Origin of the sequence: Acinetobacter sp. YWS30-1 (assembly GCF_033558715.1) — a bacterium.
Classification (GTDB): domain Bacteria; phylum Pseudomonadota; class Gammaproteobacteria; order Pseudomonadales; family Moraxellaceae; genus Acinetobacter.
Genome location: NZ_CP114606.1, coordinates 2,622,726 through 2,643,805 on the forward strand (window position 1 = coordinate 2,622,726; position 21,080 = coordinate 2,643,805).

The 21,080-nt window shown below is 44.2% G+C and carries 20 protein-coding genes; 7 read left to right on the top strand and 13 right to left on the bottom strand.

The genetic code is table 11. The features are described from left to right. Positions 1 to 48: 48 nt before the first annotated feature. Complete coding sequence (locus O4M77_RS12455) at positions 49 to 1,035, bottom strand: IS110 family transposase (protein WP_096911503.1); 987 nt, start codon at positions 1,033 to 1,035, stop codon at positions 49 to 51. A 304-nt stretch (positions 1,036 to 1,339) separates the two neighbouring features. Then, complete coding sequence (locus O4M77_RS12460) at positions 1,340 to 2,152, bottom strand: NAD-dependent epimerase/dehydratase family protein (RefSeq protein ID WP_166135926.1); 813 nt, start codon at positions 2,150 to 2,152, stop codon at positions 1,340 to 1,342. 33 nt (positions 2,153 to 2,185) lie between these two features. On the opposite strand from O4M77_RS12460, the gene recG reads away from it, so the two are divergent. Continuing rightward, entirely contained in the window at positions 2,186 to 4,231 is a 2,046-nt protein-coding gene (gene recG, locus O4M77_RS12465) for an ATP-dependent DNA helicase RecG (RefSeq protein WP_166135923.1), read from the top strand. Continuing rightward, entirely contained in the window at positions 4,218 to 4,853 is a 636-nt protein-coding gene (locus O4M77_RS12470) for a ComF family protein (RefSeq protein ID WP_166135920.1), read from the top strand. Before recG ends, O4M77_RS12470 begins: the two co-directional genes overlap by 14 nt. A gap of 1 nt (position 4,854) precedes the next feature. On the opposite strand, the gene O4M77_RS12475 is transcribed toward O4M77_RS12470, so the two are convergent. Next, complete coding sequence (locus tag O4M77_RS12475; protein WP_166135917.1) at positions 4,855 to 5,256, bottom strand: NUDIX hydrolase; 402 nt, start codon at positions 5,254 to 5,256, stop codon at positions 4,855 to 4,857. Positions 5,257 to 5,284: 28 nt separating this feature from the next. Continuing rightward, positions 5,285 to 5,875 carry a TIGR00730 family Rossman fold protein gene (locus tag O4M77_RS12480; RefSeq protein ID WP_034701503.1) on the bottom strand — a complete coding sequence of 197 codons (591 nt, stop codon included), beginning with the start codon at positions 5,873 to 5,875 and terminating at the stop codon, positions 5,285 to 5,287. Between the two features lie 153 nt (positions 5,876 to 6,028). Between O4M77_RS12480 and O4M77_RS12485 the strand changes: the two genes are divergently transcribed. After that, a complete protein-coding gene (locus tag O4M77_RS12485) occupies positions 6,029 to 7,042 on the top strand; it encodes a CorA family divalent cation transporter (protein ID WP_159122636.1) in 1,014 nt (337 codons plus the stop codon). 345 nt (positions 7,043 to 7,387) lie between these two features. Here the strand turns inward: O4M77_RS12485 and O4M77_RS12490 are convergent, their stop codons facing one another. From O4M77_RS12490 to dxs, 8 genes are all read right to left on the bottom strand, one after another. Continuing rightward, complete coding sequence (locus tag O4M77_RS12490) at positions 7,388 to 7,678, bottom strand: STAS domain-containing protein (RefSeq protein ID WP_166135914.1); 291 nt, start codon at positions 7,676 to 7,678, stop codon at positions 7,388 to 7,390. A gap of 12 nt (positions 7,679 to 7,690) precedes the next feature. After that, on the bottom strand, positions 7,691 to 8,326 hold the full coding sequence (locus O4M77_RS12495) for an MlaC/ttg2D family ABC transporter substrate-binding protein (protein WP_004786965.1): 636 nt from the start codon (positions 8,324 to 8,326) through the stop codon (positions 7,691 to 7,693). Between the two features lie 18 nt (positions 8,327 to 8,344). Further along, positions 8,345 to 9,022 (bottom strand): outer membrane lipid asymmetry maintenance protein MlaD, encoded by a 678-nt coding sequence (locus O4M77_RS12500; protein ID WP_166135911.1) that lies wholly within the window; start codon positions 9,020 to 9,022, stop codon positions 8,345 to 8,347. Then, on the bottom strand, positions 9,022 to 9,801 hold the full coding sequence (mlaE, locus tag O4M77_RS12505; protein WP_004786970.1) for a lipid asymmetry maintenance ABC transporter permease subunit MlaE: 780 nt from the start codon (positions 9,799 to 9,801) through the stop codon (positions 9,022 to 9,024). The genes O4M77_RS12500 and mlaE overlap by 1 nt, the downstream gene beginning before the upstream one ends. After that, entirely contained in the window at positions 9,798 to 10,616 is an 819-nt protein-coding gene (locus O4M77_RS12510; protein WP_323713512.1) for an ABC transporter ATP-binding protein, read from the bottom strand. Before O4M77_RS12510 ends, mlaE begins: the two co-directional genes overlap by 4 nt. A 410-nt stretch (positions 10,617 to 11,026) precedes the next feature. Further along, the gene (locus tag O4M77_RS12515) at positions 11,027 to 12,775 is read right to left on the bottom strand and encodes a DEAD/DEAH box helicase (protein ID WP_323713513.1); all 1,749 of its coding nucleotides are present in this window, start codon (positions 12,773 to 12,775) and stop codon (positions 11,027 to 11,029) included. Between the two features lie 529 nt (positions 12,776 to 13,304). Continuing rightward, complete coding sequence (locus tag O4M77_RS12520; protein ID WP_005233698.1) at positions 13,305 to 14,135, bottom strand: inositol monophosphatase family protein; 831 nt, start codon at positions 14,133 to 14,135, stop codon at positions 13,305 to 13,307. A gap of 114 nt (positions 14,136 to 14,249) precedes the next feature. Then, on the bottom strand, positions 14,250 to 16,160 hold the full coding sequence (gene dxs, locus O4M77_RS12525) for a 1-deoxy-D-xylulose-5-phosphate synthase (RefSeq protein WP_166135901.1): 1,911 nt from the start codon (positions 16,158 to 16,160) through the stop codon (positions 14,250 to 14,252). A 311-nt stretch (positions 16,161 to 16,471) separates the two neighbouring features. On the opposite strand from dxs, the gene ribA reads away from it, so the two are divergent. Beyond that, positions 16,472 to 17,074 (top strand): GTP cyclohydrolase II, encoded by a 603-nt coding sequence (gene ribA, locus O4M77_RS12530; protein ID WP_180016552.1) that lies wholly within the window; start codon positions 16,472 to 16,474, stop codon positions 17,072 to 17,074. Between the two features lie 121 nt (positions 17,075 to 17,195). Here the strand turns inward: ribA and hemN are convergent, their stop codons facing one another. Then, positions 17,196 to 18,569, bottom strand: a complete 1,374-nt coding sequence (gene hemN / locus O4M77_RS12535; protein ID WP_323713514.1) for an oxygen-independent coproporphyrinogen III oxidase — start codon at positions 18,567 to 18,569, stop codon at positions 17,196 to 17,198. 242 nt (positions 18,570 to 18,811) lie between these two features. On the opposite strand from hemN, the gene hemF reads away from it, so the two are divergent. From hemF to aroE, 3 genes are all read left to right on the top strand, one after another. Beyond that, the gene (hemF, locus tag O4M77_RS12540) at positions 18,812 to 19,759 is read left to right on the top strand and encodes an oxygen-dependent coproporphyrinogen oxidase (RefSeq protein ID WP_159122643.1); all 948 of its coding nucleotides are present in this window, start codon (positions 18,812 to 18,814) and stop codon (positions 19,757 to 19,759) included. Positions 19,760 to 19,909: 150 nt separating this feature from the next. Further along, entirely contained in the window at positions 19,910 to 20,116 is a 207-nt protein-coding gene (locus tag O4M77_RS12545; RefSeq protein WP_005233693.1) for a hypothetical protein, read from the top strand. A 98-nt stretch (positions 20,117 to 20,214) separates the two neighbouring features. Then, positions 20,215 to 21,003, top strand: a complete 789-nt coding sequence (gene aroE, locus O4M77_RS12550; RefSeq protein ID WP_180054059.1) for a shikimate dehydrogenase — start codon at positions 20,215 to 20,217, stop codon at positions 21,001 to 21,003. The last annotated feature ends 77 nt before the right edge of the window (positions 21,004 to 21,080 follow it).

Consider the following 21,080-nt stretch of genomic DNA (forward strand, 5'->3'; position numbering starts at 1 on the left):
CCTTTTAGGAGATGAGATACCGTCTTGGTAGTCAATCAGGTTTTGAGATTATTCGACCACTAAATAATCTCTTTGATAGGCAGTCTGATGTTTTAAAACGCCATAACACAGATGTATAAGCTTGCGCATTGCAGCACCTAAAGCACACATTTTATTTTTACCCTGGCTTAATAATCGTTGATATAAAGCTTCAATGTGTGGATTATATTTAATCGCTGTTAATGCCGACATATACAATACTGAGCGTATTTTACTGTCACCTGCTTTTGATAAGTGACTTTGCTTGTTGACTGAACTGCCAGACAACTGATGTACTGGAACCAAACCTACATATGCAGCAGCTTGACTTGCTTTTTCAAACTTGTGCGAATGAAATAACCCCAACAGTAATAAGCCTGATCGTTCACCGATTGAAGGAATAGTTTGCAGTAATTTCAAATCCTGTTTCAATGTTGGATCTTGATCTATGTGATTATTTATTAACTTATCAATATGTTCAAGTTGCTGATTTAAATACTCAATATTCTCTTCAAGTAATTTAATCACAACAACGGAGGTATGAGTGGACTGCGCCTTTTCAAGTCGATTCTTTTCCTGCAATAGACTACCTAGATAGACATCTCGTCTGCCTAGTAAAGCTTTTAATAATCTGACATTTTCAGGTTCAGGCTGCCATATGATTAACTTTGCGGTGTAACCATAACGTGAAAGAGCTTCACTATCAGCTTTATCCGTTTTATTTAGCATGGACATGCCTTTGGCAAAGGCTCTTACTCGTGAAGGATTAGCCACACAAACCTTTACACCTGCATCATATAGATAATATCCCAAATTCTCGTGATAAACCGAAGTCGCTTCCATGATTGCTGTCACTTGATCAGGTTCAATTTTAAGAGTGATGAGCCATTTGAGCAGACTGCCAAAGCCACTTTCTGTATTAGTAAATATTTTATTTTTTCTTTTTCCAGTCAAACCTTGAGGGAAAATGCAACAATCTATTTTGGTTTTACTGACATCAATACCTAGCATAATCATGGTGATATTCCTTGAGTTTAAGCTATGATTTTTATCCCATTAACCATCATCTTACCTTGTGAATACAGCATCAAAGTGCTTAGTTACCGTTCAGAGTTGTATGAGGGATAAGGGCAAATTGTAGGTTTTATCTCAGGTTCAAATTTAAGATTTTAGCAGCACTCCAAACTCTACAATTTGCGTATAGTGGTAGCTAATCACTATATCAATCAAGATACAAGAAGCACTGCCGCGTAAGGGAGAGGTCCTTTTATATAAAACCCTCCTCCTAACCTCCTCCCAGAGGGAGGAGGAACTTCCAAATTTATAAATCAGTCTTATTCATCAACTCTAAATAATCCTGAAAACAATCCTGATGCTCTAACTCAAAGCCTATCTTTTCCATTCTTGTGGCATACAGCTTTTTACCCGTCACCCTGTCACTTTCCACTTTCAATATAAATAAACCCATCTGCTGCTGAAACCATTGCAAGACTTCATGCAAAAGTTGTGGCTGATTATTAGTCAAAATATATGAAGAATCAGGATGTTCCACGTGAATCATATGAGCTAGAAAACGTGATAAGTCTTCAATATGAATACGATTCGACCAGTGCAGATTTGGATAACTGATCATTGAGGTTGCCATTTTCTGCATACGTGCCACAGAAGTCCCATAAATCCCACTTGGGCGGATAATGGTACATTGATCAGGATAAGCCGCGAGATACGCCTGTTCCATGTGATGCAGAATTTCACCTTGAGCATCATTCGGATGAATTTCAGTTTCATCATCCACGCTTTCACCTGCATTCTGTCCATAAACCCGGGTTGATGAAACCACCACCATTCTTTTTACCGGATGGGATTTCAAGGCAGTAATGATTGGCTGAACCGAATCCAGATAAATGTGCTGATAGGCTTCGACCCCCCTCAGTTTTGGGCTAAGTAACACATAGACCCAATCAATCGGAGCGGCTGCACTTAAATCCAGAGTGTGTACATCCTGAATCAGATGAGTTGCGAATGAATCTGTTTTGGGACTTTGGCTAATTGTGCTAATTTGATGACCTTGCTCAAATAATTGTTTAGCTACCCGCTCGGATGTTTTACCATAACCAATAAATAAAATATGCATTCGACACCGAATCACAGACCTGGTTGAGGGGACATGGCTGCAGTCCATCAGTTACAAGGCGTTGGCAATGCCGCCGCTGCTTTACTCGAAAAACTAAATATCTTTAATACTGATGATTTGCTTTTTCATCTACCACGTGACTATGAAGACCGTAGCACGATCATTCCCATGAATCAATTAACGGTGGGACGCAGCTATTTGCTGGAAGGTATCGTGAAAGGGGTTGATTTCCCACCCGGTAAACGCAAGTCTATGGCAGTGTTACTGGATGATGATTCTGGCAAAGTCACTTTGCGCTTTTATCATATTTATAAAGGCATTACCGATCGCTGCAAGCTCGGTAACCGTTTAAGAGTCTTTGGTGAAGTGCGAGTCGGTGCCCGTGGTCTGGAAATGTATCATCCAGAGCTGCAAGTCATTACTGAACATACGCCTCTGCCTCATACCCAACTCACCTCGATCTATCCGGCAACCGAAGGACTGACTCAGCCCAAGCTGCGGGAATATATTAAACAGGCACTAGAACTGCATAGCGATGATCTGCCTGAACTGTTGCCACAAAAATTTAGCAATGGTTATGGCCTGAAGCAGGCACTGGAATATATTCATCATCCACCGCTGGACGCCAATATGTTGCAGCTCACTCAAGGCTCACATCCGGCACAGCAGCGTCTGATTTTTGAGGAACTGGTGGCACATCAAATCAGTTTACTGACTCGGCGTGCCTTTATTCAGCAGATTGAAGCCCCTTCATTTTCCCCGAGTAAAACCTATGCCAAACAGCTTTTGGCCGGTTTACCTTTCGAAATGACCGGTGCGCAAAAACGTGTATCCAAAGAAATTGCCATAGACCTGAAACAGGATAAACCGATGCTACGTCTGGTGCAAGGTGATGTGGGTGCAGGTAAAACCTTAGTGGCCGGCGTAGCAGCCTGTCATGCCCTAGAAGAAGGCTGGCAAGTTGCGCTGATGGCGCCAACTGAAATTCTGGCCGAACAGCATTACCTCAACTTCAAGCGCTGGTTCGAACCACTCGGTTTAAATGTTGCCTGGCTTTCTGGGAAGCAGAAAGGTAAAGCGCGTACTACAGCAGAGCAAGTGATCCGTGATGGTAGCGCGCATCTGGTGGTGGGCACACATGCCCTGTTTCAGGAAAATGTCGAGTTTGCCAAACTGGGCTTAGTAATTATTGATGAGCAGCATCGTTTTGGGGTCGATCAACGCTTAGCCTTGAGAAATAAAGGCTTGGATGGCATGTCGCCGCATCAATTGGTGATGACCGCAACCCCGATTCCACGCACGCTTGCTATGTCGGCGTATGGCGATCTGGATACGTCAATTATTGATGAATTGCCACCGGGTCGTACTCCGATCCAGACTGTGACCATTCCGCTGGATCGTCGCGAAGAGGTTCTGCAACGGATTGCCACGAATTGTGCTGAAGGTAAACAGGCTTATTGGGTCTGTACTTTGGTGGAACAGTCGGAAACTCTGGATGCTCAAGCCGCAGAAGCAACCTTTGCCGAGATCAAGGAACGCTTCCCTGAACTGAATATCGGTCTGGTACATGGCAAAATGAAAGCCGATGAAAAACAGGCAGTCATGCAGGAATTCAAAGACAATAAACTGCAGCTACTCATTGCTACAACTGTGATCGAAGTCGGTGTTGATGTCCCGAATGCTTCGATTATGGTGATTGAAAATGCCGAACGGCTTGGCCTGTCACAACTACATCAGCTGCGTGGCCGGGTTGGTCGTGGTGCCAAAGCCAGCTTCTGTGCCTTGCTTTATAAAAATCCATTGTCACAAAATGGTCAGGAACGTCTGCGCATCATGCGCGAAACCAATGATGGTTTTATCATTGCCGAGAAAGACCTGGAATTACGTGGTCCGGGTGAATTGTTAGGAACCAAACAGACTGGTGATATGGGTTTCCGTGTAGCCAAGCTGGAACGTGATGATCACTTGCTGAATCAGGCGCATTATGTCGCCCAGCAGATGTTAAAAGATTATCCGAAACAGGCGGATGCATTATTAAAACGCTGGCTACCTGAGGCTCCACGCTATGCCTATGTTTAAGCTGCTCCAACAGGGAAAACACTGGCTGAACCGTTTACAACCTTGTCAGCTGTGCCAGACAGATTATCAAAACCTGCATTCTGTCTGTCAGGATTGCTGGCAACAGTTACCTTGGGCACATCAGACTATTCAGCGTCAGGAAATGCAGTTTCAGGTGGCTTGTGACTATGCCTACCCGATGGATCGCCTGATTCAATTATTTAAATATGAGCAGAAGCTGCATCTGGAACCATTATTGGCAGGTGCATTACTAACCTTAAAATTTCCTAAAGTCAGTGCAGTGGTTCCTATGCCGATTTCAACCGAACGACTGGTTGAACGTGGCTATAATCAATCTTTGTTGCTGGCCAAGCATGTAGCTAAACACTTGCAAGTTCCCGTCTGGCAACCAATTGAACGACTCAAGCAACATTCACAAAAAGGCTTAAGCCGTCTGGAACGTATCGAAGATATTGAAGCCCAGTTCAGGGTCACTATCTCTTCAAAAGTCCGTTATCGTAAGGTTTTAATTATTGATGATGTGGTTACGACTGGCAGCTCAATTCGAGCTTTGAGCCAGCAACTGGAAAAACTGGGCTGTCAGCAGATTTATGCCGCCTGTCTGGCGGGAGCCAAACTTTAAATCAGGCTTGGGCCAGTAAGTTCTTTTTAACCCAAGGTATGACAATTTCTGTAGTTAAAGGTGCAAGTTTCACATCTTTCTGATCCAGATCCACCCATTTCATCTCGGCAATCTCAGCTTCAATATGTGGTTCGCCATCTAACTGCACCAGATAAACATAACTAACCAGTTGATGATCCGGTTCATTGGCAGTTTGAGTTTCAAAACACCCGATAAATTGCTGAATCTCAGCCTGACAACCAATTTCTTCCTTAATTTCACGTAGCAGGGTGCGTTCAGGTGCTTCATCCGGTTCCAGCTTGCCACCCACTTGCATAAAACAGTCAGTATTTTTCTTACGAACCACCAGCAGCTGCTGATCTGAATTCAAAATAATGGCAGCTGCGACGGTAATAATTTTCATGAATTCGGAACGATCAAGTGGAAAACACTTATTTTACGAGATCTTCCTGATCGACCATACCCCATTTTGCTTCAGGCGGCTGGTAGTCTTGAAATTTCTGTAAAATTTCTTCGAAGTCATCACTCACGATCAGGGATTCAGTAAAACGTGGCTTGGTAAAACCCTTGTCCGTGGTCATCTGAATAAATTTCAGCAAATCATCATAAAAGCCATCGACATTGAGAAAAGCACAAGGTTTTTTATGAATCCCGAGCTGAGCCCAAGTCCATTGCTCAAAAATTTCCTCGAGCGTTCCCGCCCCACCCGGAATGGCAATAAAACCATCGGAGAGTTCTGACATTTTGGTCTTACGCTCATGCATATTATCGACCACATACAGCTTGGTAATATGTGGATGTGCCAGTTCACGATTCACCAAGGGTCTTGGAATAACACCAATAACCTCGCCCCCTGCAGCCAAGGCACTATCCGCTACAATGCCCATTAATCCGGAACGACCACCACCATAAATCAGTGTTTGCTGTCTTTTTGCCAGAGTTTGGCCTACCTTTTCAGCAATTTGTTTATAACCAGGTTCAGAACCTAGCGCTGAGCCACAGAAAATTGCGATAGAATTCATCATTTTCACCATTGCATTGCCGGTATATAGTACGCAGGCAGCGCCTGAGAGTTTTTTTTTCAAAAATAACTGCACAATCAGTGTTTTTATTCAATTCCTTGTCTAAAATACACGCATTTAGATTAACTTACTGCGCAAGGGAGAAAAGACAGCATGCTTGAAGCCTTTTACGCCACAGAGCGCGGTAGCCTAGAAGATGCCACCATCAATGGTGATTTCGACCTGCATCCGGAACTGGTTTGGATAGATTTAATTGCGCCTTCACAGGAAGAACAGCAATGGATTCTGGATGCCTATGAGCAAAACCTGCCCACCTTAAAATCTCTGGAAGATATTTCTTCGAGTGCCCGATTTTACCGTGATGATGACGGTATTTTGCACATCAGCACCTATTTCTTAACGAAAAATAAAAATTATCAAGTCGAAAGTGAACATGAGGATGATGCCAGCATCCTCGCAACGGTTCAGACAGTCGCTTTCATTTTGCATAAAGACCGGCTCTTTACCCTACGCGGTGAAAAGCTGGTAGCTTTCCGGGCCTTTCGTGCCCGTGCGCGTCGCAATGATTATGATATTGACTATAAAGATCCAACCTGGATTTTGCTGGGTTTGCTCGAGGCCAAACTGGATGAGTTGGCCGATATTCTGGAAGACGTACATAAGGATCTGGAAAAATACTCAACCGAAGTGCTGAATAACCGGCATCGTGAACAGATCCTGGATCTGGATGACATGATTACCCGTCTGGCCCAACTGGAAGATATGCTCGGGAAAGCTCAGCTCTGTCTGATCGATTTACGACGGGTACTTACCTTCCTGTCACGTCCACGAGCCTTAGGCAGTCATATTTATGATGCAGATATTCGAGAACTCAGTGAAGACGTCCGCTCACTGGTCGAGCATGATGCCTTCCTGTTCCAAAAAGTCCGATTCTTGCTGGATACCACGTCCGGATTCATTAACACTGAACAGAATGATACGATCCGTCGCTTCTCGATTTTACCGAGTATGCTTGCGCCACCCATGCTGATTGCCAGTATTTACGGGATGAACACTGATGTCTTGCCCTTCGCTCAAGGTTCGATGAGCTTTGTGATGGTGAACATTATTATTATGGGCTTCCTGATTGGGCCATTGATTTACTTTAGATGGAAGAAGTGGATTTAGAATCCCTCCTAATTTCTCCTTAGGGAGGAAGCTCCCTCTCCTTTTAGGTGATGAGTAGCAGTGATACTCAAGGGTGAGGTCAGAATTAATCCTCTCTCTAAGTCTCTTGTGCTTAGATTTAGGGCAGTGCTTTAAATCCCGCTTAGAGAGAAAAGACTTCCTATATTTGCTTAAAGTTCGAGTTTAGACCCATTTCTCCACTTTTTTAAAATACAAGTTCCCTCTCCTTTCAGGAGAGGGTTAGGGAGAGATTAATTAACTAATCCCTCCTACCCCCCTTCGAGAAAGGGAGGAACTTTTTTAAAATATACCGACAATAAAAAAGCACCTTTCGGTGCTTTTTATTTACTGAATGATCTGTAAATCATCCTGCAAATGACAGGCCTGAATAATCTTCATCATTTTCTCAGGAACCGCTTTAAACTGTAGCCCTCGTGCTTGCGGAGTTTGGCGCAACCAGCGCACCAGAACTGCCAAAGCCAAAGTACTACCCTGCTCAAGTCCAGCCAAATTAACTACCACAGGAAACTTGTCCTGTGACTGAATGACACGCAAACCATCTAGGTAATAGTTCTGCGCATTGTCAGCGTCAATCTTGCCTGAAACCTGTAGTTCCTGATTATTGAATTGAATCACAGCTCACCTATCTTATTTTTTCTTGTCAATCGCCGCTTCAGCATCTGGCTTAAAGTTGGCAATGGCTTTATCCAGATTACCACCATTACGTTTTACTGTAGCCGCAAACTGGTTACGGAACTGCAGACCCAGGTCAATACCAGAAACATTGATGTTACGGATTTTCCATTGTGAACCTTTATCAACCAGCTGGAAAGCAACCGGGATTTTCTCACCTTTGTTATTAAAGTCGATAGTCACCACAGGATTTTTGCTGTTAGTCGCCTTGTAAGGACGAACGCTGTAAGTCTGGTTACTGAACTTAGAGAAAGCCGTACCATAATTTTCAATCAGGGTTTCACGGAAGTTCTTTTCAAACTGTGCACGCTGCGCCGCAGTACTATACTGATTGGTCGCATAAGTCCCCATCACAATCCGGGTAAACGATTGTGAATCGATATACGGGTCAAGATTCTGACGAACAATCGTTTTCACAAGCGCAGGATTATTCTGCAATTTAGCATGATCGGTTTTAAGACGATCAATCAAATTGTCTGCAACTCTTTTAATAAAAGCAGGTGGGGCTTCAGACGGTGCAGCAAACACTGTACCAGCAACCATTGTTGAAAGAATGCTTGCAGCAAGCGTTTGTTTTACTAAAGTCTTCACTCAAATCTCCTCAATCTGTTATTCAACAAATGCAGGTTCTGCATCTGTTGTTTCTGAAAATGCAGCTTCTTCTGAGGCACTTTCCTGACTATCTGACGATTTTCCGGCACCACCGGTAATAAATTTCGTCACTAAATCTTCAATTTCCATGGTGCCTTGAGTGTTCGCAATCTGCTCACCACGTTTCAAGTAAGTCAGACCGCCACCTGGAATAATTTTCAGATACTTTTCACCCAATAAACCATTTGTTGCTACCATAATGTAAGCATCTTCATCGATATTGGTGATGGATTTCATGTTATCTAATAGTTGTTTTTCCATTATTTTTTGTTGCGCAGGATCGGCTGCGGTATAATCTGAACTATAACGTAACTCTTCCAATGCTTCCTGCTGAACCTGCTTGAGCTGCTCGGCATTAAAAGAAGTCAGAGAGCCATCCAGTGTCATATGGACAGTGGCTAAACGGGTCACCGGATCCAGTGTAATTTTATCGACCTGACCGACTTTCACCCCACTTAAAGCAACTTTAGCGCGTGGTTTGATGCCATTTACATTTTCAAAAGTCGCTGTCATCTGATAGCTATCAGAAATATTGGTGCCTACCAGACCGCTAACACGCATCGCCAAAAAGAACAGGGCGATACCAAAAAGAATGACAAAAACACCAACGGCCAGCTCACTAGTACGTGATTTCATTAAATACCTCCGAACATGACCGCAGTCAACACGAAATCAAAACCTAATACGCACAGCGAAGAATAGACGACCGTACGTGTTGTAGAAGTTGCGATACCTTCTGATGTTGGTTCACAGGCATAACCCTGATAAACCGCGATCCAGGTACAAATTAATGCAAAAACAAAACTCTTGATAATGGTGCCATTCAGGACATCTTTATAGAATCGCACGGTACTTTCCATGCCACTCCAATATGCACCTTCATCAGCACCCAGAAAATCAACACCTACCATTTTTCCGCCCATAATCCCGACCGCAGCAAAGATCACAGAGAGCATGGGCAAGCTAAAAATACCGGCCCAAAGGCGTGGTGAAATTACCCGTTTTAAGGGATCGACCCCAATCATTTCCATACTGGATAATTGCTCGGTTGCTTTCATCAGACCAATTTCGGCAGTTAAGGCAGAACCGGCACGACCAGCAAATAGTAAGGCAGCAACCACAGGTGCCAATTCACGTAACAGGGTTAAAGCCACTGCAGTACCAAGCATCGCTTCACTACCGAATGTCGACAGGATGGTATACATCTGCAAACCGAGTACCGAACCAATAAACAGGCCAGATACCGCAATAATCAAGAGTGACAGCACCCCAACCCGATACATCTGATAAACAAACAGCTTTACTCCCAGCCAGGTCGGCATGGAAAAGAGAATCTGCAACAGCATCAGTGTTGCAACACCAATCCCCTGAACACGTTCAATAACGCGTCTACCTAAGGCAGCAATGGCATTCATGAACGTACCTCATCACTTAAATAAGCCTGATGACTAAACTGATAATCTACCGGGCCTTCAACCGAACCAGTCAGGAACTGCTGCACAAAGGCTGAAGGATGATTTTTCAATTCTTCTGCTGTGCCCTCACCCTGAATTTTGCCTTCTGCGACTACATAAATGTAATCGGCAATCGATAAAGTCTCTGCCACATCATGTGAAACAATAATGGTCGTTAAATCCAATGCTTCACGTAGAGAGCGAATCAGTCGGGTCAAAACTCCCATCACAATCGGATCCTGCCCGGCAAAAGGCTCATCGTACATAATCAGTTCTGGGTCCAGTGCAATCGCGCGACCCAAAGCCACCCGGCGATTCATCCCGCCAGACAACTCTGAAGGCATCATTTGCTCTGCCCCACGCAGTCCTACTGATTCGAGTTTCAAAGCCACGATTTCAGCAATCAAATGTTCAGGCAATTTGGTATGCGCACGAATCGGAAAGGCAACATTTTCATAGACGCTCATGTCGGTAAACAGAGCACCACTTTGGAACAGCATGCCCATACGTGCACGTGCAGAAAAAAGCTCGGAACGGGACATCTTGGCAATATCTTTACCGTCCAGTAAAACCTGACCCTGTTCAGGCGTCAGTTGCCCACCGATCAATCTTAATAAAGTGGTTTTACCAGTTCCGGAAGGTCCCATAATGGCGGTAATCTGCCCACGACGAATTTTTAAACTGACATCGTCATAAATTACACGCTCACCCCGCTTGAAACTCAAATTCTTGACTTCAATCAAAGACTGAGGATCCTGCGCTGTTTGATTTTTCATAGCTGAGTTTATTCCTGCATTTTTTCAGCATGCATATGACAAAAGAACGAAGTTCAACATGTTAGCATTTGAAAATGAAGGGTCAAGTTCATGGAAAACATAATGCTCCATGCCTGGCCATATATTTCTAGTAATCAAAAATTTTGTTTCGACGCGATTTTAACAGACTATGATCCATTTAAAAAACGATATACATAATAAATCAGATTGCACAAAAGCAAAGTTACCGCAATGTAGGACATATACCCCCTCAATAATATGAAAGACTATACAAGGACGCTTTCAGATTACGGATCATCATAAATCCAGAAAAAGTTGATGAAGTGGGCATTCTATGCTGAAAAAACAAAAAATCAATGCATAAAAAAACCAGCACTCAGGCTGGTTTTTTTATTTCAGACGTTATTCAATTAGTCATTGAATTTACGACGTGGACGATCTTCACCGAATGAACGCTCGCCACGTGGCTTGTCATCAAAGTTGCGACGCGCTGGACGATCACCGAAGTCACGTTTTGGACGGTCACCGAAACCACCTTCACGGCGTGGAGCAGGACGATCACCAAAATCACGTTTTGGACGGTCACCGAAAGAACCTTCACGACGTGGTTTGTAATCTACACGGTTACCGCGGTTGTCATCATTACCTTCGAAACGAGGACGGTCACCGAAGTCACGACGTGGGCGATCATTGTTAAACTCGCGACGTGGACGGTCTTCATTGAAGTCACGACGTGGACGATCACCGAAACCGCCTTCACGACGTGGACGATCGCTGTTGAAGTCACGACGTGGACGATCTTCGCCACCGAACGCAGGACGTTCGCCACGAGGTTTGTCATCGAAGCTACGACGTGGACGGTCATCACCACCTTCACGACGTTTGAAATTGCTCTCGCCTTCGAAACGACGACCACCACCGAAGCCACGACCGCCATCACGACGACCGCCACGACCACGACCAGCGCCATCACGGCTACCGCGTGCAGGAGGTGGAGATGGCTCAAGACCTTCAATTTCAGATACGTTTAGACGAGCTTCAAGGAAGTCTTCTAGTGCACGGATTTTACCGCGTTCACGATAAGTCGCTAAAGTAATTGCTTTACCAGTACGGCCCGCACGACCTGTACGACCGATACGGTGTACATAGTCTTCGTTCTTCATAGGAAGACCAAAGTTGATCACGTGAGAGATTGTCGGTACGTCAAGACCACGTGCTGCAACGTCAGTTGCAACCAGGATTTTTGCACGACCTTCACGGATGCTGCGCAGACGACGGTTACGAACGGTTTGTGGCATCGCACCATGTAGAGCAACAACGGATAAACCTGCTTCAGCAAGTTCTTCAGCCAGCATATCTGTATCTTCTTGAGTAGAAGCAAAGACCACTGCCTGATCAACATCTTCTTCGTTTAACCAGTGAGTAAGAAGTTTTTTCTTGTGCTCAAAGCCATCAGTCCAGTGTAAAGTCTGGGTAATGTCAGTATTGGTAGAGTGACCAGTTTCAATTGCAATACGCTCTGGTTCATTCATCATGCGTTCAGCAAGGGTAATGATACGTGGAGCGAAAGTTGCAGAGAACATCAGTGTTTGTTTACGGTTTGCAGCCAAGTCACCGATTGCTTCCAGGTCTTCAGAGAAACCAAGATCCAGCATACGGTCAGCTTCGTCGACGATCAGCGAGTCAACTTTGTCAAGTTTGATTTGACGACGGTTAACAAGGTCAAGTAAACGGCCTGGAGTTGCTACAACAACCTGTGCACCTTTTAACTGCTGGATTTGTTTACCAAATGGCATACCACCCATAATTGCAGCAATACGAACACCTTTCATGTGACGTACAAATGCGATCGCGTCTTGGCATACTTGTTGTGCCAATTCACGAGTTGGTGAAATCACCAGAATAGTCGGTTGAGTCACCGCTTTCATACGTTCTTTAAATGGTACGAAAGTATCTTGGTTAGCAAGTGCGTTCAAAGTTGGGAGAAGGAACGCAGCGGTTTTACCCGAACCTGTCTGGCTAGATACTAAAAGGTCTTTACCTTCTAGTGCAGCAGGGATAGATTGTTCTTGTACAGGAGTCGGAGTAGTAAAACCTAAGCCTTGAAGGGCTTGTTGTAACGATTCATGCAAAGAAAATTCAGCAAAAGTTTTGCTCATAGAGTATTCCACCCGGAAATTGGGTGCTCCATTAAAAATAAAGTCAAATGGACATCGACAAAAAGCGGTACAGCAATTAAACGCTGAAAAGAGATGATTCAGCGGCGATCCGAGTAACGACGATGTGATATAACGCACGCATGATTACGGCATAACCTGAAGGAATCGCTTTAGCGATTGGGGCGCGAGATATCGTCCTCTCTTTGGACCGCACGCGCATACACAATGATAAGAAGAGAAATGTTCAGGTGACGAACAGAAATTAAGTGCGTGCGCAGATTATAGCAGGATTATTCATAAAGTCATCCGCTTTTCAGATTATTTTGTTTAACTGCTAATTTCTTCATCAATTTCTAAGACTTAAACAAGAAAAGAAATGTAATTAATTCTCCAGCCGGTCAATTTTCTTTTTACCAAAGCTGTAAATCATCTAAATATTAGGATATTTATCTCGTAATTATTTTTAAAAAATAAAAAAGGCATCCCGAGAGATACCTTTTTAATATTCGATTTACGGCGTTAAACCCGATTATTTCGCTGCGTCACCCCAAGCAGGAACAACTGCTTGCATAAGAGGTTTCAGCATTTTCATTGAACAAGCCAAAACTTGACCATTTTCCATAGAATCGCTACCACCACGCGCATCAACCACAGTACCGCCCGCTTCTTTCACGATTAACTCGCCTGCTGCAATATCCCAAGGTTTCAAGCCAAGCTCGAAGTAACCATCAAGACGACCAGCAGCGACATAAGCCAGATCCAAGGCAGCTGAACCACCACGACGGAATTGTGCACCTGCTTCAGTCACATTGAGCAATGCATCAAAATGATTCTTGGCATAAGAGACTACTTCACCATTACGTTTAGTACGGTAAGCATGACCAACTGCCAGGAAAGTATTGTTCAGACTGTCTTTAACATTTACACGGATACGGCGCTGGTTCAGCATCGCACCACGACCACGGCTCGCAGAGAATAGCTCATCTTTCACCGGGTCATAAATAACACCGTGTTGAGTTACACCTTTGTGCTGAACTGCGATAGAGATACAGAAATGCGGAAAACCGTTGATAAAGTTTAGTGTGCCATCAAGCGGATCGATCACCCAACACCAATCAGCGTCGTGACCTTTACCTTCTTGCAGACCAAATTCTTCACCAAGGAAACTGTGATTTTTATAGCTTTTACGTAGAGTATCGATGGTCAACTGTTCCAGATAACGATCTACACGCGTTACCGGACCATCAATGCCTTTTTCTTCGACTTGCAGATCGAGTTTATGACGATTTTGATGCGCTTTTAAAAGCTCTTGACCAACTAATTGAGCCGCACGCGCAGCCATCACCACCATAGGTTCCATTGAACACCCACTACAAATTTGAAGATACTGATAAAGAATAATGCATAAAAGCCCGCATATTTTAGCAAATATCCGGGCTTTTTGGGAAAAAATGTGTCGAAACTTTTTAAGCGTTTATAACAGAACGCTTTGACCTAGCTTTAACCAGGCCTCATTGATTGATTTTTCAATGCCTTGGCTATCAAGTCCTGCCTGCTGCAACATCTGGCTATGTGTTGCTTGTGCCATAAAGCTATCCGCTAGACCTAGGTTCAGGATTGGTTTAACGATTTGAGCTTCAGCCAGATACTCATTCACAGCACTTCCTGCGCCGCCCATGACTGCATGTTCTTCAACAGTGACAAACAGACTGGTTGAATTGGCCAGCTGGTTTAATATTTTGGTATCCAATGGTTTGATAAAACGCATATTCACTACGCGTACGCCCACATCATGTTTGCTGGCAAATACCTGAGCAGCTTCCACTGCGGCTTGAACCCGACTACCGAATGCCAGAATAGAAACATATTCGTCATACTGTTCGTTCAGACTGAGCAACAATTCTGCCTGACCGATCTGCATCTCGGTCATGGTTTTCTGGATTTCCACACCCAGTCCATTCCCACGCGGATAACGCACTGCTGCCGGACCATGATACAGATAAGCCGTATGCAACATCTGACGGCATTCATTCTCATCTTTTGGTGCCATGATCACCAGATTCGGAATGGTACGCATATAGGCATAATCATAGGCGCCGGCATGCGTTGGACCATCTTCACCAACCAGACCGGCACGATCGATCCCAAACGTCACATCCAGATTTTGCAGTGCCACGTCATGCACCAACTGATCATAACCCCGTTGCAGGAAAGTTGAATAGATTGCGACGACCGGTTTTAAACCTTCACAAGCCATACCTGCTGCCAGCGTCACTGCATGTTGTTCTGCAATGGCCACATCAAAGAAACGTTCAGGGTATTCTTTGGCAAACTGCACCATACCTGAACCTTCACACATCGCCGGAGTAATCGCCAATAGGCGTTTATCCTGTGCTGCTTCATCACATAACCATTGTCCAAATACATCCGAATATTTCGGTGCTGGATTAGCTACTGCAACTGCATTGAGTTTACTAATCGCATGGTATTTAATCTGGTCACATTCTGCTGGTGCAAAGCCCTTACCTTTTTTGGTATAGATATGAATTAGGCGCGGACCTTTACGTTTTTTCAAGGCTTTAAAGACGTGTACCAGTTGTTTGACATCATGGCCATCATAAGGACCAAAATAATCAAAACCAATGGCTTTAAACAGGTTATCTGCGGCATCAGTTGCAGCCTGATGTAAACGAGAGTTATATAGCCATTCCGGATGTGGCTGTACATAAGCCTCACCATCTTCAGTCACGTTGACGAATTCGCCACGTTCCCAGATTGCAGCAAGATGCTTGGCAAAACCACCAGTACTGCAAGAGATCGACATATCATTGTCGTTCAGAATCACCATCAGGTCAGCCTGATGTGCCACAGCATCATTCATCGCTTCAAAAGCCATGCCTGCTGTCATGGCCCCATCACCAATGATTGATACGACTTCACACGGATTGTTCTGATAACGGCGGGCCAAAGCCATGCCAAGGCCAGCAGAAATGGCGGTAGATGAATGTCCTACCCCAAAAGTATCAAATTCAGATTCTTCACGCGCTGGAAATGCGGCCAGACCATCTTTGGCACGGATTGTAGTGAGCTGTTCACGACGTCCAGTCAACGCCTTATGCGGATAAGCCTGATGACCCACATCCCAGATCAGGCGATCATGTGGCGTATTAAAGCAGTAATGTAAAGCGACTGTGAGCTCAATCACACCCAGATTGGCCCCAAAGTGTCCACCACTCTGACCCGCAGCATACAAAATGAATTGACGTAACTCATCTGCCACTTGAGTGAGCTGGCTTTGCTCGAGTGCACGCAGTTGCTCAGGATGATCGATCGCATCAAGCAACGGTGTTACAGGGCGTTGAGTTGGTATTTCTGTATACAGCATATATGGCAAAGCCTTCTAAAGCCTGGCAAAATCTTAAGCTAGGTCAATGGGGAATAACCGATCATATAGTTGAATTGTAGCAGCTTCAATTCAGCTACGCTTCTAGCGATGCAATATTAAACAGCGATCTCGTCGGGGTGAAAAATTTGCAGGCTACGATTATCCTGAATAATCTTACTATTTATCAACTATTATCGTTCGCTTTCTACAAAAAAGAAAATGTTCTTCATAAATTCAGCTGAGCAATTCTACTAATGTTTAAGCATTACGCTATACTTTAGCTACTTTATTAGGATTTTACGGGTTCAGCTGTGCCTATCGAATTTGTCGCAACTTCAAGATTACCGACCGCTCATGGTGAATTTAAAATTACTGTTTTTCAAGACCCTAAAACTGGCGAAGAACATGTCGCTCTTTCTAAAGGCTTAGAAGAACCAAGTGATGAACCTATGCTGGTCCGTGTACATTCTGAATGTTTAACCGGTGATGCCTTTGCTTCATTAAAATGCGACTGTGGCCCTCAACTCCAGGCAACACAAAAACTGATTAATGAAGTGGGTCGCGGTGTCATTCTTTATTTACGTCAGGAAGGACGCGGAATTGGCTTGACCAATAAAATCCGTGCATACGCCTTGCAAGACCAGGGACATGATACGGTCGATGCCAACCTAATGCTGAATTTACCGGCAGATGCACGTCAATATGATATGTGCAGCATCATGCTGGATCACCTAGGTGTAAAAGCCGTCCGCCTGATCACCAATAACCCTTTAAAAATTGATGCACTGAAAGAGCAAGGCATTAATGTAGTGGACCGTGTACCACTCACTGTGGGTCTGAATCCATTCAATGAGCAATACCTCAAAACCAAGCATGAGCGTATGGCGCATATGTATCAGAAGGAAGATTTTTAAAAGAATCTCCCCCTGCCCCCTCTTTTTCAAAGAGGGGAAATTTCCTTTTATATAAGTATAGGGAAGCCTCCCTTTTTTAAAGGGAGGTTTGGAGGGATTTATAAGATCCTAAGAGGGATTCTTAAATCGTCATCGAGAAAATCCGGTTCTCTGGCATACGACGCTTTAAACGTAAATCAAAAGCCATGCAAATATTGCGTACAAATGGTTTCCCTTTCTCCAAAATCGTGACTGAAGAGTCTTCAATTTTGATCAACTGATCCTGCTGCATTTCCACCAACTGCTTTAGAACTTCATCAATTTCAGCAAACTTCATGTCAGGTTTTGCCCAAGAAGTAGTAAAGCTACACATCAGATTCAGGATATGTTTACGAATAATCAGATCTTCCTGAGTCAGGATATGGCCTTTCACCACTGGAATCTGATTCTGCTCTAGCAGTTCATAATATTCTTCAATGGTTTTCACATTCTGCGCAAAGCTATACCAGCTATCACTAATCGAAGAAATTCCGAGTCCGATCATCACCTGAGTTTTAGACGCGGTATAACCCATAAAATTGCGGTGCAAAGTCCCAGACTGAAAGGACTGGTACATGCTGTCTTTTTCTAGCGCAAAATGATCCATACCAATTTCATGGTAACCATGCGCCAGGAGCTTTTTCTTACCCTCTTCATAACATTGACGCTTGATCTCATCTTTGGGTACATCAGCATCTTTAAAACCGCGCTGGCCATTCCCTTTAATCCAAGGTACATGTGCATAGCTATATAAGGCCAGACGGTCTGGTAATAGGGAATTGGTCTGATCGATGGTATTTAAGACATCCTCCAGGCTTTGAAACGGCAGACCAAAAACCAGATCATGCGAAATCGATTCATAACCAATTTCACGTGCCCATTCAGCCACCTGTTTAACATTTTCATAAGGCTGAATCCGGTGAATGGCTTTTTGTACGGTTTCATTATAATCCTGCACGCCATAACTGACCCGACGAAAACCCAGGTCATACAAGCCTTGCAAATGCTCACGCGTGGTATTGTTTGGATGACCTTCGAAGCTGAATTCATGCTCTGCTGCAATCTTGGCTTTGGACAAAATACCTTGAATCAGCTGGGTTAAATGTTCAATGGAAAAGAACGTCGGTGTCCCACCACCAAGATGAATTTCTTTGATGATGGGTTTTTCTTCTAATAACTCACAATACAGCTCCCATTCTTTCAGCACAGCTTGTATATAAGGTTGCTCGACTTCATGACGTTTGGTCACCCGTTTATGACAGCCACAAAAGGTACATAAACTTTCACAAAATGGCAGATGGATATACAGGCTAATGCCTTCAGTCGCATTCGACTCCTGAAAAGAACGTTTTAGTGTCTGCTTCCAAAGCTCTAGTGAAAATCCTGACTCTTCCCAATAAGGTACGGTTGGATAACTGGTGTAGCGGGGACCGGGGACATTATATTTTTGAATGAGAGAATTTGCCTGCACAGTCATGAATGCCTACCACCTTATCAGTCAGGTTAATGCGCTGCATAGAGCGCTGTTAAGGTTATTGTGCGGAGCTCAAAAAAAGAATTCAACCTAGTAGCCTGGTCGGATTTAATGCACTACACATCCTTCTAAAACATTAGGTTGAATGTTGTTACAAATGGTGAGCATCTAGAAAAACACCTTAATTTTTAGGCCATTTTATGCTTTGATGTCATCAGTCTTTTTATTTCCCTATGAGGGTTCTGATGCAGCATCCTACCTCTGCAGATATTCAACGCGTTCGCGATTTTCTCCTCGACCTGCAAGCCCGGATTTGTGCCGCGCTGGAACAGCAGGAACGTGCCGGTGGCGGTACAGCTGAATTCCTGATTGATGACTGGGAACGTCCTGAAGGTGGCGGTGGCCGTTCACGTGTGCTGCAAAATGGTACGGTGATTGAAAAAGGCGGTGTGATGTTCTCTCACATCAATATTTCCAAACTGCCCGCTTCTGCCACTGAACGCCATCCGAATATAGCCGGAGCTAAAGCTCAAGCCATGGGTGTATCTTTGGTTATCCATCCTAAAAATCCGAACGTCCCGACCTCACATGCCAATGTACGTTTATTTGTAGCGGAAAAAGAAGGTCAGGATCCGGTCTGGTGGTTTGGTGGCGGTTTTGACCTCACCCCTTTCTATCCAAATGATGAAGATGTGCTTTCATGGCACCAGACCGCATATGACCTGTGTGCACCTTTTGGCGAAGAGGTTTATCCAGAACATAAAAAATGGTGTGATGATTATTTCTATCTAAAACATCGTGATGAGCAGCGCGGTGTCGGCGGCCTATTCTTTGATGACCTGAATCAATGGGATTTTGAAACCTGTTTTCAGTATATGCAGGCTGTAGGCAATGGTTATCTCGAAGCAATTCTGCCAATTTTCCAGCGTAACCAAGACAAGTCTTATACTGAAGCACAACGTGATTTCCAGCTGTACCGTCGTGGCCGTTATGTGGAATACAATCTGGTATATGACCGTGGCACACTGTTTGGCCTGCAGACGGGTGGCCGGATTGAATCGATTCTAGTGAGCCTGCCGCCTCTTACCGGCTGGTTATACCGCCCGGAATGGGCTGAAGGATCACCAGAAAAACGCTTGACCGATTACTACCTTAAACCGCATGACTGGTTAACAGAATTAAAAACTAAATAAAGCAATCAAAATATTTAAATACAAATTGCCCTCAGATCGAGGGCTTTTTTAATGGATAAATCCTCTATACTGCAACTCAGAAAGATATTTCAGGATCTACTCCTAGATCTCGACTCTGATAAAGATAAATTCTGCTAGGTAAAAATAACAATGTTTAAGCTTCACCTTAATCCTGCTACGTTGGCCTTTTGGCTATTTCTGGCGCTTGGTATTAGTGCGATTAGTACCGCTGTCATCAGTCATAACCTGATTCTAGATGTAGTTGCCATTTTTGTGAGTGTCCTCACGATTGCCGGAACCTTATTTAGTATGGCCTTGCTCTTTGTCGAACATATTATTGAGATCTGTAGTTCCTAAACCTTTAATCTTTAGCCTGCTTTTCACTGCTGACAGGCTTTAGCCCTCCTGCATTTTCACGTATATTAATGGCCATTTCCGCACATGGACATGGTGAAATGAGCAAGCAATTTGCCGTCATTGGCAACCCCATCGAACAATCACGCTCTCCTGAACTGCATCAGGCTTTCGCTGCCAAAACCGGGGTCGATCTGACCTATACCAAACGCCTTGCCCCTCTGGATGGTTTCACAGCCAATATCCAGGAATTTTTTGCTCAGGGCGGTATTGGCATGAATGTGACTGTGCCCTTCAAAGAACAGGCCTTTGCCCAGTGCCAGGTCCTTACCGAACGTGCCAAAATCGCCAAAGCCGTTAATACCCTATGGATGAAAGATGGCATTCTGCATGGCGACAATACTGATGGACAAGGCTTAGTCGAGGCTATTCGTGCTCTTGACTGGACTCTGGAAAATACCGATATCCTGATTATTGGTGCTGGTGGCGCGACCCGCGGCGTGATCTATCCATTGGTACAGGCTGGTGTGAAGAAGATTATCATTGCTAACCGTACTTTGTCACGTGCAGAACAACTGGTTGCCGATCTAAAAGACGCTGTGCCTCAAGCAGAGTTACAAGCCATTGCCTTAACTGATTTAGCTGGTGAGTTTGATATCGTGATTAATGCGACTTCTGCCAGTCTTAGCGGTGATGCGCTGGTACTACCTGAAGCTCTACAGTTTAAACATGCCTATGAAATGGCCTATGGCAAACCGTCCACGTTCTTAGATCAAGCCAAAGCCCGTGGCGTCCCTACTTCTGAAGGTTTCGGCATGCTAGTCGGTCAGGCCATTGAATCTTTTTATATCTGGAACGGAGTAAAACCTGAGCTGAAAGATTTTCTTTAATTCTGAATATTTTTGAGATGAACGGGTTAGCCATTAATCCGTTCACTCTTTTCCTTTTATTAAAAATAATAAAATTA